Annotated in this window: 11 protein-coding genes; 3 read left to right on the forward strand and 8 right to left on the reverse strand. The window is 67.0% G+C overall.

Going from position 1 to position 15,647, the window contains the following annotated elements; translation table 11 throughout:
* Positions 1–57 precede the first annotated feature (57 nt).
* The gene (locus ACQ1W9_RS15335; protein ID WP_431024152.1) at positions 58–1,176 is read right to left on the reverse strand and encodes an extracellular solute-binding protein; all 1,119 of its coding nucleotides are present in this window, start codon (positions 1,174–1,176) and stop codon (positions 58–60) included.
* Between the two features lie 132 nt (positions 1,177–1,308).
* Entirely contained in the window at positions 1,309–2,433 is a 1,125-nt protein-coding gene (locus tag ACQ1W9_RS15340) for an ABC transporter ATP-binding protein (protein WP_431024153.1), read from the reverse strand.
* Between the two features lie 347 nt (positions 2,434–2,780).
* On the opposite strand from ACQ1W9_RS15340, the gene ACQ1W9_RS15345 reads away from it, so the two are divergent.
* Entirely contained in the window at positions 2,781–4,130 is a 1,350-nt protein-coding gene (locus tag ACQ1W9_RS15345; RefSeq protein ID WP_431024154.1) for a sigma-54-dependent transcriptional regulator, read from the forward strand.
* A 73-nt stretch (positions 4,131–4,203) separates the two neighbouring features.
* On the opposite strand, the gene ACQ1W9_RS15350 is transcribed toward ACQ1W9_RS15345, so the two are convergent.
* The 6 genes from ACQ1W9_RS15350 to fdhA all read right to left on the reverse strand — a co-directional run bounded on the left by ACQ1W9_RS15350 (position 4,204) and on the right by fdhA (position 11,720).
* On the reverse strand, positions 4,204–4,569 hold the full coding sequence (locus tag ACQ1W9_RS15350) for a hypothetical protein (protein WP_431024155.1): 366 nt from the start codon (positions 4,567–4,569) through the stop codon (positions 4,204–4,206).
* 91 nt (positions 4,570–4,660) lie between these two features.
* Positions 4,661–4,960: a hypothetical protein gene (locus ACQ1W9_RS15355; protein WP_431024156.1), complete on the reverse strand. Its 300-nt coding sequence runs from the start codon at positions 4,958–4,960 to the stop codon at positions 4,661–4,663.
* 416 nt (positions 4,961–5,376) lie between these two features.
* The gene (locus ACQ1W9_RS15360; RefSeq protein WP_346063628.1) at positions 5,377–5,616 is read right to left on the reverse strand and encodes a hypothetical protein; all 240 of its coding nucleotides are present in this window, start codon (positions 5,614–5,616) and stop codon (positions 5,377–5,379) included.
* Between the two features lie 67 nt (positions 5,617–5,683).
* A complete protein-coding gene (fdhF, locus tag ACQ1W9_RS15365) occupies positions 5,684–8,533 on the reverse strand; it encodes a formate dehydrogenase subunit alpha (protein ID WP_431024157.1) in 2,850 nt (949 codons plus the stop codon).
* Between the two features lie 12 nt (positions 8,534–8,545).
* On the reverse strand, positions 8,546–10,264 hold the full coding sequence (locus ACQ1W9_RS15370; RefSeq protein WP_431024158.1) for an NADH-ubiquinone oxidoreductase-F iron-sulfur binding region domain-containing protein: 1,719 nt from the start codon (positions 10,262–10,264) through the stop codon (positions 8,546–8,548).
* Positions 10,265–10,526: 262 nt separating this feature from the next.
* Positions 10,527–11,720 carry a formaldehyde dehydrogenase, glutathione-independent gene (fdhA, locus tag ACQ1W9_RS15375; RefSeq protein ID WP_431024159.1) on the reverse strand — a complete coding sequence of 398 codons (1,194 nt, stop codon included), beginning with the start codon at positions 11,718–11,720 and terminating at the stop codon, positions 10,527–10,529.
* A gap of 250 nt (positions 11,721–11,970) precedes the next feature.
* On the opposite strand from fdhA, the gene ACQ1W9_RS15380 reads away from it, so the two are divergent.
* Both ACQ1W9_RS15380 and ACQ1W9_RS15385 read left to right on the forward strand, forming a co-directional pair.
* Positions 11,971–13,542, forward strand: a complete 1,572-nt coding sequence (locus tag ACQ1W9_RS15380; RefSeq protein WP_431024160.1) for a BCCT family transporter — start codon at positions 11,971–11,973, stop codon at positions 13,540–13,542.
* A gap of 268 nt (positions 13,543–13,810) precedes the next feature.
* A complete protein-coding gene (locus ACQ1W9_RS15385) occupies positions 13,811–15,481 on the forward strand; it encodes a BCCT family transporter (RefSeq protein ID WP_431024161.1) in 1,671 nt (556 codons plus the stop codon).
* Positions 15,482–15,647: the final 166 nt, after the last annotated feature.

Below are 15,647 nucleotides of genomic sequence, written 5' to 3' on the forward strand. Positions count from 1 at the left end.
CGGAATAAAGGCGGGAGCGACGGCGCCGCCACCCGCGGGGCGGGTGGCGGCGCGGTCTCACTGGGCCAGCCAGGCGTCGAAGCGCTGGGTCAGCTCGTCGTTGTAGTCGGCCCAGAACTCGTCATCCTTCTGGATGGCGGTGGCGAAGTTGGGGCCGTGGGTCGGCATATGCTCCGTCATCTCGATGCCGGTCTCGGCATGGGTCGAGACCATCGCCGAGGAGGACTCGCGCGCCGGGCCGTAGGAGATGTACTGGGCCTGGTCGGCGAGGCGCTGGGTGTCGGTGGCGAAGCGGAGGTAGTCCCTGACCTTGTCGAGCCTGCCGGTGGGCACCACCCAGCCGTCGAGCTCGAACACCTGGGCGTCCCAGATGATCTCGAAGGGCTGGTCCTCGGTGACCATGGCGTTGAAGATGCGGCCGTTGTAGGCGGACGCGAAGGCCACCTCCTGGTCGGCGAGCAGCTGCGGCGGCTGGGCGCCCTCCTCCCACCAGATCACCTCGTCCTTGATGGTGTCGAGCTTGGCGAAGGCGCGCTGGATGCCCTCCTCGGTCTCGAGCACGTCGTAGACGTCCTCCGGGGCCACGCCATCGGCGACCAGGGCCCACTCGAGGTTGTTGATCGGCTTGCGCAGCAGGGTCCGCTTGCCCGGGAAGTTCTCCAGGTCGAAGACGTCGGCGATGGTGCTCGGCTGGTTGTCCTCGGGGAACATCTCGGTATTGAAGGCGACGATATTGGAGTAGACGATCGAGGCCACGAAGCATTCGCCCAGGGCGCCGTCGACGAAATCCTCGCTGGGCGGGGTGCCGTCGGGGGCGTCGGCCAGCAGCTCGTCATGGTCCAGCGGCTCGATCAGGCCCTCGGCACAGGCGATCATGGCATCCGCCGGCAGCATGTCGACCAGATCCCAGGTGACGTTGCCGGCCTGGCTCTGGGCACGCAGCCCGGCCAGGGCGTTACCGCTGCGGTCGATATTGACGATCTCGTCGCCGCTCATCTCCATCCAGGGCTCGTGGTAGGCCCTCTGCTGGCTCATGCTGTAGGCCCCACCCCAGGAGACGATATTGAGCGTCTGCTGGGCCTGGGCCGTGGCCGTCAGGCCGAGGGTGGTGACGCCGGCCACGGCAATGGCGATGCCGAGACGGCCCTTGCGACTGATGACTTCCCGTTGCTTCATTGGATTCTCCACTTGTTGTTGTCATGCTCGCGGTATCGTCGATCGTCCGGCACTCCTGCCGGCCCGGGGCCACGCCCCGGTCTTCTTCCCTAAACCGCCTGCTCGGGGCCGCCTTCCCGGGCACACGAGGCGTCAGGCATCCAGGGCGCGACAATCGCCCCAGGACCAGCCGACCTCGATGGTCTGCCCCGGCGCCAGTGCCGGGTGCCCCATGGCGTTGGGCGTCTTGATGATGAATTCGTCGTTGCCGCAGACACGCAGCCGCGTGCGCAGGTGGTCGCCGAGATAGATCACCTCCATCACCTCGCCCTGGAAGCGGTTGTCACAGCCAGTGGCCGCGTCCCCGACGAGGATGGTGACCCGTTCCGGGCGCAGCGAGAGCGTGGTCCGCGATCCCGTCTCCCCCGCGGCCACGGCCCTGGCCAGCACCGTGTCGCCGTTGTCGAGGCGCACCCGGCAGCGCTCGCCACTGTTCTCCACCACCTCGCCGTGGAGGCGATTGTTCTCGCCGATGAAATAGGCGACGAAGGCGTTCTCGGGCGCCTCGTAGAGGGTCTCGGGGGAAGCTAGTTGCTGCACGACGCCGTCGTTGAACACCGCGATGCGGTCCGACATGGTCAACGCCTCGGTCTGGTCGTGGGTGACGTAGATCATGGTCACCCCGAGGCTGGCGTGAATGCGCTTGATCTCGTACTGCATTTCCTCGCGCAGGTTCTTGTCCAGCGCCCCCAGGGGCTCGTCCATCAGCACCAGCTCGGGCTCGAAGACCAGGGCCCGGGCCAGGGCGACCCGCTGCTGCTGACCGCCGGAGAGCTGGGCAGGGCGCCGGTCACCGAATTCCTCGAGACGCACCATCGCCAGGGCGCGGGTCACCTTGCGCTTGACCTCCTCCTTGGAGAGGTGGCGCACCTCCAGCGGGAAGGCCAGGTTCTCGGCCACCGTCATATGGGGAAAGAGGGCGTAGTTCTGGAAGACCATGCCGATGCCCCGCTTGTGGGGTGGCAGGCCGCTGATCGGTTCGCCCTTGAGCAGGATCTCGCCGTGGGTCGGGGTCTCGAACCCCGCCATCATCATCAGGCAGGTGGTCTTGCCCGAGCCCGAGGGCCCCAGCAGGGTCACGAATTCGCCCTGGCGAATGTCCAGGTCGAACCCCTTGACGACCAGTTCGACGCCGTCATAGCTCTTCTGGACATTGACGAAGCGGGCAAAGCACGACGCCGCCACCGCGTCCTCAGCGGCTTCGAGGGTCTCGTTCATGAACACTCCCTGGCAAGGCCCCTGGGGTAAAACGAGCGACCCGGCCTGGCACGCGGTCGCATCGCGGGGCCTGTATGGTTTATTCTTGTGATTCAATGCCTAGCGTCGACCATAAGAGCTGCATGTAAGCATCGCAATCCCCACCGGGGACAAGCAGCGTTGAACGCCGGCAAGCCCCAGGGGCGGCAAAGTCGACTACGGCCATGATCGTTTGATGCCACAGCGCGGCCTTGCCCATGGAGAGCGCCACCTAGTGACAGTCCTCCTTCCTCGAGCGGGCCAACCGGGACACCGACCTGGGGCACCACCATCGATATCTCCCCTCCCCTGGATAACGAGACCCGAGCATGGATGACACCGGCCACCGCCTGCTGATCGTCGAGGATGACCCGGCCCTTCAGGAACTGCTGGTGGAGGAACTGAGCGAGGCCGGCCACCGGGTGACGGCCTGCGACAGCGCCGAAGACGCCATGGCCACCCTCAGCCAGTCCCCGGCGGACCTGATCATCAGTGACGTGCGCCTGCCCGGCATCAGCGGCATGGCCTGGCTGGAGCAAGTGCGCGGCGAGGGCCATGAGTGCGGCTTTATCGTGATTACCGCCTTCGGCACCATCGAACAGGCGGTGGAGGCCCTCAAGCTCGGCGCCGACGACTTCCTGACCAAGCCCCTGGACCTGGCGGCGCTCCATGACGCGGTGTTCCGGGTACTGGAACACCGCCGCCTGGCGGCCCGCGGGCAGCAGGAGTCACCGGCCCACTTCCATGGCATCATCGGCGCCAGCGACGCCATGCAGGCCCTCTTCCACGACGCGGCGCGGCTGGCCAACAGCGAGGCGCCCATCCTGCTGCTCGGCGAGAGCGGCACCGGCAAGGAACTGCTGGCCCGGGCCATCCATGCCGAATCGCCCCGTGCCGCGGGGCCCGTCGTGGCGGTGAACTGTGCCAGCGTGCCGGCGGAGCTGATGGAGAGCGAGTTCTTCGGCCATACCAAGGGCGCCTTCACCGGGGCCCACGAGGCCCGCGGCGGCCTCTTCCAGGCCGCCCAGGGAGGCAGCCTCTTCCTCGACGAGATCGGCGAGATGCCGGTGGCCCTGCAGGCCAAGCTGCTGCGTGCCCTGCAGGAGAAGCGGGTACGCCCGGTAGGGGGCGAACGGGAGCTGCCGGTGGACGTGCGCATCATCGCCGCCACCCACCGGGACCTGGAGCAGGCCATCACCGAGGGCGATTTCAGAAGCGACCTCTTCTACCGCCTGGAGACCTTCTCGCTACGCCTGCCGCCGCTGCGCGAGCGCCACGGCGATCTGCAGCCGTTGGTTGCGGCGCTGATTGACAAGCACGCCGAGGCTCAGGGAAAGCGCATCCTCGGCGTCGAGCCCCAGGCCCTGGAGGCGCTGCTCGGCTATCCCTACCCCGGCAATGTGCGCGAGCTGGAGAACGCCATCATGCGTGCCGTGACCCTCGCCGAGGGGGAGCGGCTCAGCCATGGCGACCTGCCGGAGCGCATCCGCCGGCACCGCGCCGCCCCCACCACCCAACTGCCCAGCGCCGAGGGCCAGGCCTCCTGGCCGCGCCTGGAGGACGTGGAGAAGCGCTATATCCAGAAGGTGCTGGAGGCCACCGGCGGCAACAAGCGGCGCACCGCCGAGATCCTCGGCATCGCCCGCAAGACCCTCTATCGGCGGCTGGAGGAGGAATAACCACAAAAAGCCCCCGGCGGGTGCCGGGGGCAAGTGCGTCCGTTCGAAACGTCATGCCTCGGGGAGAAAGGCCTTACCAGCTGCCGTTATCCTCCCCCTCTTCTTCCTCTTCCCAGGGAGTCTCCTCCTCTTCCTCTTCGTACTCATACTCCTCATAGGTCTCACCTTCCGGCTCGGGCAGCGGCTCGGCCTCGGCCCCCTGGGCCTCGCCGGGCATCGGGTCGGTCCCGCCGCCGAAGCCATCGCCCTGGGTGCCCTGCGGCTGGGTACCTTGGGGCTCGCCGCCCATGGGCTCCTGCTGCTGGGCGGGCTCCTGATACGGATCCTGGGCGGGATCCGCCTTGGGCTCGTCCTCGAAGCCGAAGGCCAGGGGGCTGGCGATCAGGCCGAAGGAAACACCGAGAATACCGACTTGCTTGAGTGCCTTCTTGGAGAGCATTACTACCTCCTTTGCGGATTGCACGTCTTGCTGGGTGTGGGAGAAACCGGGGCACAGGCCCCATGGCGCAAGCGCCATTTACCGGGAAGGCCTAGAAACCTTCGTCGTCATCGAAACCGCTATCGTCGAAGCCATCCTCAGGCTCCGGCATCGGCTCCTGGCTGCCCATGGGGTCCTCCTCCATGGGAGCGGCCGGATCCTGCATGCCCGGATCGTCCTGCATCCCAGGATCCTGGGCCGGCTCCATGGGCTCGGGCTGCTCCATGGCCGGTTCTTCCATGGGCGGCAGGTCGTCATCGTCGTTGCCGCAGCCGGCCAGGGCCAGGGAGCCCAACGCGAGGGCGGCGATAGCGGCCAGGGCCTTGAGTTGGCGGGCGGGGTGACCTTTCATGCCCTTCCTCCTGGAAATCGTTGAGTGGCACCCAACCTAGTGCAGTGGCTATGCCAAGGCATGCCACAAAAACATAAATATCATTAAAATCAATAAATTATAATAAATTAAGCATGCCGGTCATCCGCCACCCAAGGCGCCAGTGACCCCGCCGGGGGTGGGGAAAAATGACACATGGGTCAGGGGGAGACGCTGGCCAGACGCCACAGGGAGGGCCGAAACAAGTGCGGCGCCCAAAGGGGCGCCGCGCTCTCACTAAGCCGGATGGCTCAGCAGTGGTGGTGTGGTGGGAACTCGGCTATGCCGAGTGATGGGCCAGGGCGCCTGGCGGCGCCAATCGCTCAGCGGAGCCGATCTCCCACAGGAGCTAGGCGGAGATCAGCCATGTCGTGGCTTCACGCTGATCGGCGATTAGCCTAACGCAATCCCGGCAGCAGATAACGCTCCAGCGCCTGGCGCACCGAGGGCAGCATCACATCGGTCTGCTCGCTGAGCTCCCGCACCAGGTCCTGGAGCCCGGGCACGCCCACCTCCGCATGCTTGAGCAGCGCCATCCGCGCGCAGGTCTCGGGACAGGCCCCCTCGGGGATGCGAATCCCCAGGGCCACCAGGCGGCTACGGAAGTCGTCGCCATCGATCAGGTCGGCGATCATCATAAACTGGCCCTCCAGTCGTGGGGCAAATAGTGGAGCGAGACCGGGCGGGGCACTCCCCGCCCGGCGATCAGGCCGCCTCCGCCGGACTCAGGCGGCAGGCGGCGTACTTGAACTCCGGAATCTTCCCATCAGGATCCAGCGCCGGATTGGTCAACAGGTTGGCGGCGGCCTCCCCGTAGCAGAAGGGCACGAAGACCATGCCCTCCGGCATCGCCGGGTCGACCCGCGCCCGGAGGGTGATGGCCCCCCGCCGGGTGGTGATGGTCAGCGCATCCCCCGGCGCCAGCCCCAGCCTGACCAGCTCGGCGGGGGCCAGGCTGGCCACCGCCTCCGGCTCCAGGTCGTCGAGGACCGTGGCGCGGCGGGTCATCGAGCCGGTATGCCAGTGCTCCAGTTGGCGTCCGGTGGTCAGCACCGTGGGGAAGGCGTCGTCCACCGGCTCGTCCGGCGGCAGCGGCCGGGTGGGCGAGAATTTCGCCCGGCCGCTGTCGGTGGGGAAGGCGTCGGAGAAGACCACGTCCGCCCCCGGGGCGTCATCCGCCGGGCAGGGATAGGTGACCGACTGCTCCCGCTCCAGGCGCTCCCAGGAGATATGATCCAGCGACGGCATGCCACGCTTCATCTCGGCGAAGACGTCCCGCGGGTGCTGGTAGTTCCAGTCCAGACCGAAACGCTTGGCCATTTCCTGGATGATCCACCAGTCCGGCTTGGCCTGGCCGGGCAGCGGCAGGGCCGCGCGACCCAGCTGCACCTGACGGTTGGTGTTGGTGACGCTGCCGTCCTTCTCCGGCCAGGCCGAGGCGGGCAGGATGACATCGGCGAACTGGGCGGTCTCGGTGACGAAGAGATCCTGCACCACCAGGTGCTCGAGCTCGCCGAGCGCCTGCCGGGCGTGTTCCAGGTCCGGGTCGGACATGGCCGGGTTCTCGCCCTGGATATACATGCCCTTGATGGTGCCGGCATGGATGGCGTCCATGATCTCCACCACGGTGAGGCCCGGCTCCGGGTCGAGCTCGGTATTCCACAGCTCCTCGAAGGCGGTACGCACCTGGGCATCGCTGACCGGCTGATAGTCCGGCAACACCATGGGGATCAGGCCCGCATCGGAGGCGCCCTGGACGTTGTTCTGGCCGCGCAGCGGGTGCAGGCCGGTGCCGGGGCGCCCGGTCTGGCCGCAGGCCAGGGCCAGGGAGATCAGGCAGCGGGCGTTGTCGGTGCCATGGGTATGCTGGGAGATGCCCATGCCCCAGAAGATCATCGCCCGCTCGGCGGTGGCGTAGAGCCGCGCCACCTCGCGGATGATCTCGGGCTCGACGCCGCACAGGCCGCTCATGGCCTCCGGGGTCATGTCCACCACATGGGTCTTCAGCGCCTCGAAGCCCTCGGTGTGCTGGGCGATATAGGCCTCGTCATAGAGCCCCTCGGCGACGATCACGTTGAGCATGGCGTTGAACAGCGCCACGTCGGCCCCCGGCGAGAAGCGCACACTCCGATGGGCGTAGGCATCCAGGGCCTGGCCGCGGGGGTCGAGGATCAGGATCTTGGTGCCGCGCTTGGCGGCCTGCTTGAAGAAGGTCGCCGCCACCGGATGGTTCACCGCCGGGTTGCAGCCGGTGAGGATCACCACGTCGGCCTCGCTGGCTTGCATAAAGGAGGCGGTCACGGCGCCGGAGCCGATGCACTCCATCAGCGCCGCCACCGAGCTGGCGTGACACAGCCGGGTGCAGTGGTCCACATGGTTGGAGCCGAAGCCCACGCGCACCAGCTTCTGGAACAGCCAGGCCTCCTCGTTGGAGCACTTGGCGCTGCCGAAGCCGGCCAGCGCCGCCGGGCCATGGGCCGCCTTGAGGCCGACGAGCCCCTGGGCGGCGAAGTCCAGGGCCTCTTCCCAGCTCGCCTCGCGGAAGTGGGTCAAGGGATTCGCGGGGTCGAAGTCCGGATCGATGCCCTTGGCGATCCCGGGCTTGCGAATCAGCGGCGTGGTCAGCCGCGAGGGGTGGCGCGGATAGTCGTAGCCGAAGCGCCCCTTGACGCACAGGCGGTTCTGATTGGAGGGGCCGTCGCGGCCCTCCACGAAGAGGATCTCATCGTCCTTGATATGGTAGGTGAGCTGACAGCCCACCCCGCAGTAGGGGCACACGGAATCGACCTGGCGGTCGGCCGCGGCGGAGTCGCCATGGCCCGCCTGGTCGACCAGGGTGGCGGGCATCAGGGCGCCGGTGGGGCAGGCCTGGACGCACTCGCCGCAGGCCACGCAGGTGCTCTCGCCCATGGGGTCGTCGAAGTCGAAGACGATCTTCGAGGCCGAGCCGCGGTGGGCCAGGCCGATGACGTCGTTGACCTGCACCTCGCGGCAGGCGCGCACGCAGAGGTTGCACTCGATGCAGGCGTCGAGATTGACGCGCATGGCGGAGTGGCTGTCGTCATGGCCCTGGGCATGGCCCTTCGCATCGGTGAGTGAGTCCTCACGGGGGGCCACATGGTGCACCACGCCCTCCCGACGGGTCGGCAGTTTGCTGCGCACCGCCGTGGCATCGATGGCCAGCTGGTCGGCCATGGCCCAGAAGTGGCTGGAGCGGTCGGGGCTATCGTCGCGCTCCGGCTGATCGACCAGCAGCAGCTCCATCACGCCTTCCCGGGCCGTGCGCGCCCGCTCGGAGTCGGCACTCTTGACCACCATGCCCGGGGCCGCCTCGCGCAGGCAGCTGGCGGCCAGGGCACGCTCGCCCTCGATCTCCACCATGCAGGCGCGGCAGTTGCCGTCGGCGCGGTAGCCGCTGGCGTCCTTGAAGCACAGGTGGGGAATGGTCTCGCCGGCGCGCTTGGCCACCTGCCAGAGGGTCTCGCCCTGGTAAGCGCTCACTTTCACGCCATCCAGGGTCAGGGTAAAGCCGCTGTTTGAGCTCGGTTCGGTCATGCTCATTCTCCCTTACCCCTTGACGATCACGTTCTGGGCGGCGAGTTCGCCGCGGAAATCCTTGAGCAGCCCCAGCACCGGATTGGGGGCCGCCTGGCCGAGGCCGCAGATGGACGCATCCATCATCACCTGAGACAACCGTGTCAGGGTTTCGGCGTCCCATTCGTCGCCCTCGAGCAGGGTCAGCATCTTCTCGGTGCCCACCCGGCAAGGGGTGCACTGGCCGCAGGACTCGTCGGCGAAGAAGGCCAGCAGGTTGGTGGCCACGGCGCGCAGGTCGTCCTGGTCGGAGAGCACCATCACCGCCGCCGAGCCGATAAAGCAGCCGTGCTCCTGGAGGGTGTCGAAGTCCAGCGGAATATCCGCCTTGGAGGCCGGCAGGATGCCGCCGGAGGCGCCGCCGGGCAGGTAGGCGGCCAGGCGGTGTCCCTCGGTCATGCCGCCGCAGTGTTCCTCGATCAGCTCATTGAGGGTGATGCCCGCCGGGGCCAGATAGACCCCCGGGCGCTTGACCCGGCCGGAGACCGAGAAGCTGCGCAGCCCCACCCGGCCATGGCGACCCTGGCCGGAGAAGGCCTCGGCGCCGCGCTGCCAGATCAGCGGAATCCAGTAGACGGTCTCCACGTTATTGACCAGGGTCGGGCGGTCGAAGAGGCCCTTCTGGGCGACGAAGGGAGGACGGTGGCGGGGCTTGCCCGGCTTGCCCTCCAGGGACTCGATCATCGCCGACTCCTCGCCACAGATATAGGCGCCGGCGCCACGCCGCATCACGATATAGCCCGGCGCCACCAGGCCGGCGGCCTCGAGCTCGGCGATGGCCTCGTGCAACACGGCATGCAGGCCCGGGTATTCGTCGCGCAGGTAGATATACAGGGCCTCGGCCTCCACCGCCCAGGCGCTGACCAGGGCCCCCTCCAGGAAGCGGTGCGGGGCCCGCTCCAGGTAGTAGCGATCCTTGAAGGTGCCGGGCTCGCCCTCGTCGGCATTGATGGCGCAGTAGCGGGGGCCCGCCTCCTGACGCACGAAAGTCCACTTCTTGAAGGTCGGGAAGCCGGCGCCGCCCAGGCCGCGCAGGTTGGCCTGCTGCATCGCCTCCATCAGCGCCTCCACCGTCACCTCGCCGTCGTGGCAGGCCTGCAGCAGCTCGAAGCCGCCCTCGCAGCGGTAGGCGTCGAGGCGCTGCCAGTCGATGGGCTCGGGATGGGTCTCGTCGGCCTCGATGGCCGCCCGGACCCCGGCCGCATCGGCCCGGCCCAGGTGGCGATGGCCCACCTCCACCACCGGCGCCGTGTCGCAGCGCCCCATGCAGGGGGCCCGCAGCACCCGCACCCGCTCGGCATCCACGCCCGCTTCCAGCTCGGCGCGCAGCGCCTCGGCGCCGGCCAGCTGGCAGGAGAGCGAATCGCAGACGCGGATGGTCAGCTCGGGGGGCGCCACCTGGTCGTCATGCACCACGTCGAAGTGAGCATAGAAGGTGGCGGTCTCGTAGACCGCCGCCATGGGCAGGTTCATATAGGTGGCCAGGGCGCGCAGGTCCACCAGGGCGAGATGGCCCCGGGCGTCCTGGATGGCGTGCAGGTGTTCGATCAGCAGGTCGCGGCGGCGCAGCGAGGCATCCTGGCGCTCGTCGCCCAGCAGTTCACGCAACCCCTCGAGACGATTGGGGTCGAGCTCACGGCCGCGGGGCTTGCCGCGAAAGCGGCGCTTGGGGGTCACGGTCTGGACGGTCATTGGGCACTCGTTATTGTCTTGATCGGCGTCTTTACCGAATGTTGGCACTCCCCCCGCGGGCTGACAACGCCCTATTGGGCCGCCCATGAAGCGATAGGCATGCCGATGTCGCGCTCAGCTAGGGTGGGCCGGAGAATCAACGACGACGGCGCCCCGCGGGGCGCCGTCGAGGGCAACACTTTCCCGCCGTCAGGCGGGCACCAAGGGCGCCTGCGGCGCCCATCGCTCAGCGGAGCTGAGCTCCCACAAAGACAGCTGCACCTTAGGCGGCGACGGTGCCGTGGGGGTCGATAACAAACTTCTTGGCGGCACCGCCATCGAAGTCGGCATAGCCCTGGGGGGCCTGGTCCAGGGTGATCATCTGGACGTTGACCGCATCGGCGATCTTGACCTTGCCGAACAGGATCGCCTGCATCAGCGGGCGATGGTACTTCATCACCGGGCACTGGCCGGTGTGGAAGCTGTGAGACTTGGCCCAGCCGAGGCCGAAGCGCATGCTCAGGGCGCCCTGCTTGGCGGCGTCGTCGGCGGCACCCGGGTCTTCGGTCACGTAGAGGCCCGGGATGCCGATCTGGCCGCCGGCGCGGGTCAGCGACATGGCCGAGTTCAGCACGGTGGCGGGGGCCTCCTTGCCATGGTTGCAACCGCAGGCATGGGCCTCGAAGCCGACGCAGTCGACGAAGGCATCGACCTCACGCTCGCCGAGGATTACCTCGATCTTGTCGGCCATGTCGCCGTCCTGGGTCAGGTCGATGGTCTCGCAACCGAAGCTGCGGGCCTGAGCCAGGCGATCCTCGATCATGTCGCCGACGATCACGCAGGCCGCCCCCAACAGTTGGGCGGAGACCGCCGCGGCCAGGCCCACCGGGCCGGCACCGGCGATATAGACGGTGGAACCCGGACCGACGCCGGCGGTGACGCAGCCGTGGAAGCCGGTGGGGAAGATATCGGAGAGCAGGGTCAGGTCACGGATCTTGTCCATGGCCTGGTCGGCGTCCGGGAACTTCAGCAGGTTGAAGTCCGCATAGGGCACCATGACGTACTCGGTCTGGCCGCCGACCCAGCCGCCCATGTCGACGTAGCCGTAGGCCGCGCCGGGGCGCGCCGGATTGACGTTGAGGCAGATGCCGGTCAGGCCTTCCTTACAGTTGCGGCAGCGCCCGCAGGCGATATTGAAGGGCACCGAGACCAGGTCGCCCGGCTGGATGAACTCGACGTCGCGGCCGCACTCGACGACCAGGCCGGTGATCTCGTGGCCCAGCACCAGGCCGGAGGGCGCGGTGGTGCGGCCCCGTACCATATGCTGGTCGCTGCCACAGATATTGGTGGTGACGACCTTGAGGATCACGCCGTGATCGCACTTGCGATTGCCGATGGCGAGTTCCGGATAGGGGATGGATTCGACGGCGACTTCACCCGGACCCTTGTAGACGACGCCGCGGTTGGCTGCATTCATGGCTGGCTTCCTTCGCGTTATTGTGTGGGGCGGACACTCCGCCCTACGACCTTAGCCACTTGGCGCCTCGCCATCGGTTGTCTATGCGCCATCACCGTGCCTGATCGAGACACGCCGCTTTTCCCGCCAGGGCCCCGGTGGATAGCCGGAGGTCGCTTTCACGACACCCTTGTTGCCGCCTAACCCCAAGAATGCAAAGGCTCCCCGGGCTCGCCCGGGGAGATCGTGACAATAACAACGAGGGCCTCACATGCAGCAAGACGACTCGCCGGTCTTGACCCCCGGCCAAGACAATAAACAGATCATGGGGCTGGACTTCCACAACCCCGTCTTTCCCCTCTCTGCCCTGGCCATCCTGGCCTTTATCCTCTACGCGCTGGTCTATCCCGATGCCGCCAACAGCCAGTTGGGCGCCGCCCGCGGCTGGTCCATCGAGCATTTCGATTGGCTATTCATGATCGCCGGCAACTTCTTCGTGCTTTTCTGCCTGGCGCTGATCCTGCTGCCCCTCGGCAGGATCCGCCTGGGCGGTGCCCAGGCGCGCCCGGAGTATTCGCGACTCTCCTGGTTCGCCATGCTGTTCGCCGCGGGGATGGGCATCGGCCTGATGTTCTGGAGCGTGGCCGAGCCGGTGGCCTACTACACCGACTGGTACGGCACGCCGCTGAACGCCGCCGCCGGCACCGCCGAGGGCGCCAGCGCCGCCATGGGCGCCACCATGTTCCACTGGGGCCTGCACCCCTGGGCCATCTATGGGGTGGTGGGCCTGTCGCTGGCCTTCTTCGCCTATAATCGCGGCCTGCCGCTGACCCTGCGCTCCGCCTTCACGCCGCTGCTCGGCGAGTACACCCGGGGCTGGATCGGCCATACCATCGATATCCTGGCGGTACTGGCCACCATCTTCGGCCTGGCCACCTCGCTGGGCTTCGGGGCCTCCCAGGCCGCCGGCGGACTGGCCTATCTGTTCGATATTCCCAATACCCTGGGCACCCAGATCGCGATTATCGTGCTGGTCACCGCCGTGGCGCTGTTCTCCGTATGGCGCGGCATCGATGGCGGCGTAAAGCTGTTTTCCAATATCAATATGGTCATCGCCCTGGTCCTGCTGCTGTTCGTGGTGTTCACCGGTGGCACCCTGCTGTTCGTCAATGGCCTGGTCACCACCACCCTGGATTATGTGTCGCATATCGTGCCGCTCTCCAACTGGATCGGCCGCGATGACACCACCTGGTACCACGGCTGGACCGTCTTCTACTGGGCCTGGTGGATCTCCTGGTCGCCCTTCGTCGGCATGTTTATCGCCCGCGTCTCTCGCGGCCGCACCGTGCGGGAATTCCTCACCGCCGTGCTGCTGGTACCGACCCTGGTCACCATCGTCTGGATGAGCGCCTTCGGCGGCACCGCCCTGCGCCAATCGGTGGCCGGCGTCGGCGAGCTGGCGGGTGGTATCGGTGACGTCTCCCTGGCGATGTTCCAGATGCTCGAGCAGCTGCCGCTGACCACCCTCACTTCCTCCCTGGCCATCCTGCTGGTGTTGATCTTCTTCATCACCTCTTCGGATTCCGGCTCCCTGGTGATCGACAACATCACCGCCGGCGGCAAGACCGACGCCCCCAAGAGCCAGCGCGTCTTCTGGGCCACCCTGGAAGGGGTGATCGCCGGGGTCCTGCTGTATGGCGGCGGTAGCACGGCACTCGGCGCCCTCCAGGCCGGCGCCGTGGCCACCGGCCTGCCCTTCACCCTGGTACTGCTGGTGATGTGCGTGAGCCTCACCCTGGGGCTGCGACAGGAGCAGCGCAACCAGCGCCCGGCCACGGCCTGAATGGCTTCGTAGCAGCAGCCACGTAGAATGCCAGGGGGGTTAGCGTTGGCTCCTCCCCTGGCATTCCCTGTATAAAGCGTCACAATATTAGGCGTCATGGTGCCTAATGTACTCTTGGACAGCACCGTCGTTTCACGACTAGGGAGGGAACGAGATGACGACACAACTCCACCCCGCTCCGGGACGCCGACCTCGAACGATCTAGGGTCCCGTTTCCCTCGCCATATTGCGTCCATCAACTTCGAAGTCCTCAAGACGGAGAAAACCTGTGGCTACACATTCCAACGATCCCAATGCCAGGGAAGGGAGCCAAGGCTCCGAAGGCATCCCGGCTCCGGAAGGGCCGGCGAACCTGATCGATACCGACTATGTGATCGGCCAGGATAATATCGCCTCATCCAAATTCGGCATCGACTTCGATCTCCACGGCAAGGTCTTCACGGTCTCGTCGCTGGTCATCCTGTTCTTCGTGATCATTACCCTGGCCCTGCAGGACCAGGTATCGCCGATCTTCGACGCCATCTTCGGCGCGCTGACCGGTAACCTCTCCTGGTTCTTCCTGCTGGCGGCCAATATCTTCGTGGTGCTGTCGGTGGCGCTGATCTTCACGCCCCTGGGCAAGGTGCGCATCGGCGGGGCCCATGCCACCCCCGACTTCTCCTACGCGGGCTGGTTCGCCATGCTGTTCGCGGCGGGGATGGGCATCGGCCTGATGTTCTACGGCGTCTCCGAGCCGCTGACCCACTTCGGCACCGCTATGGACGGCATCAGCGTGGGCGAGGATGGCGTGCGCACCGACTGGTCGCCGCTGGGCGCCGCCGCCGGTGATACCGAGGGCGCCATCAGCCTGGGCATGGCCGCGACCATCTTCCACTGGGGCCTGCACCCCTGGGGGATCTACGCCGTGGTGGCCCTGGCCCTGGCCCTGTTCTCCTATAACAAGGGCCTGCCGCTGACCATGCGCTCCATCTTCTACCCGATCCTGGGGGAGCGGGTGTGGGGCTGGCCGGGCCATGTGATCGATATCCTGGCGGTGTTCGCCACCCTCTTCGGCCTGGCCACCTCCTTGGGCCTCGGGGCCTCCCAGGCCTCCGCCGGCCTCGGCTATCTGTTCGGGGTGCCCGACACCAATACCACCATGGTGCTGCTGATCATGGGCATCACCATCGTGGCCCTGGGCTCGGTGATGCTGGGCGTCGACAAGGGCGTGCAGCGCCTGTCGCAGATCAATATGGTGCTGGCCTTCCTGCTGCTGGCCTTCGTGGTCGCCGTCGGCCCGACCCTGCTGATCGCCACCGGTTTCTTCGAGAACCTGGCCGCCTATGTGGTGAACCTGCCGGCGCTCTCCAACCCCTTCGGTCGCGAGGACGCCAACTTCAGCCAGGGCTGGACCGCCTTCTACTGGGCCTGGTGGATCTCCTGGTCACCGTTCGTCGGCATGTTTATCGCCCGCGTCTCCCGCGGTCGCAGCGTGCGTGAGTTCCTGATCGCCGTGCTGCTGGTGCCCTCCGTGGTCTCGGTGCTGTGGATGACCGCCTTCGGCGGCACCGCCATCGACCAGTTCGTCACCGACGGCTTCGAAGGCGTCACCGAGGCCGCCCTGGAGATCCAGCTGTTCGAGATGCTCGGCCAGCTGCCGCTCACCGCCATTACCTCCTTCGTCGGTATCGTGCTGGTGATGGTGTTCTTTATCACCTCCTCCGACTCCGGCTCCCTGGTGATCGACTCCATCACCGCCGGCGGCAAGATCGATGCGCCCAAGCCCCAGCGCGTCTTCTGGTGCCTGATCGAGGGTGCCATCGCCATCGCCCTGCTGCTGGGTGGCGGCCTGACCGCCCTGCAGACCGCGGTAATCACCACCGGCCTGCCCTTCACCCTGGTGCTGCTGGCGGCCTGCTATGCCATCGTCAAGGGGCTGATGAGCGAGCCTCGCGGCTGATCGCTGCTCGACGAGCACGGCAAAATGACCAGGGCGGCCTTCGGGCCGCCCTGGTTTTTTGTGGTTCATCAAAAATCAGTGTGAAGCCACTGAGGGTGGTCTTGCCTTGTGGGAGTTCAGCTCTGCTGAACGATTGGCGCCGCAGGCGCCTTGAGAGCTTCTAGAT

Source organism: Halomonas sp. H5 (genome assembly GCF_050613175.1).
Lineage (GTDB): Bacteria > Pseudomonadota > Gammaproteobacteria > Pseudomonadales > Halomonadaceae > Bisbaumannia > Bisbaumannia salifodinae.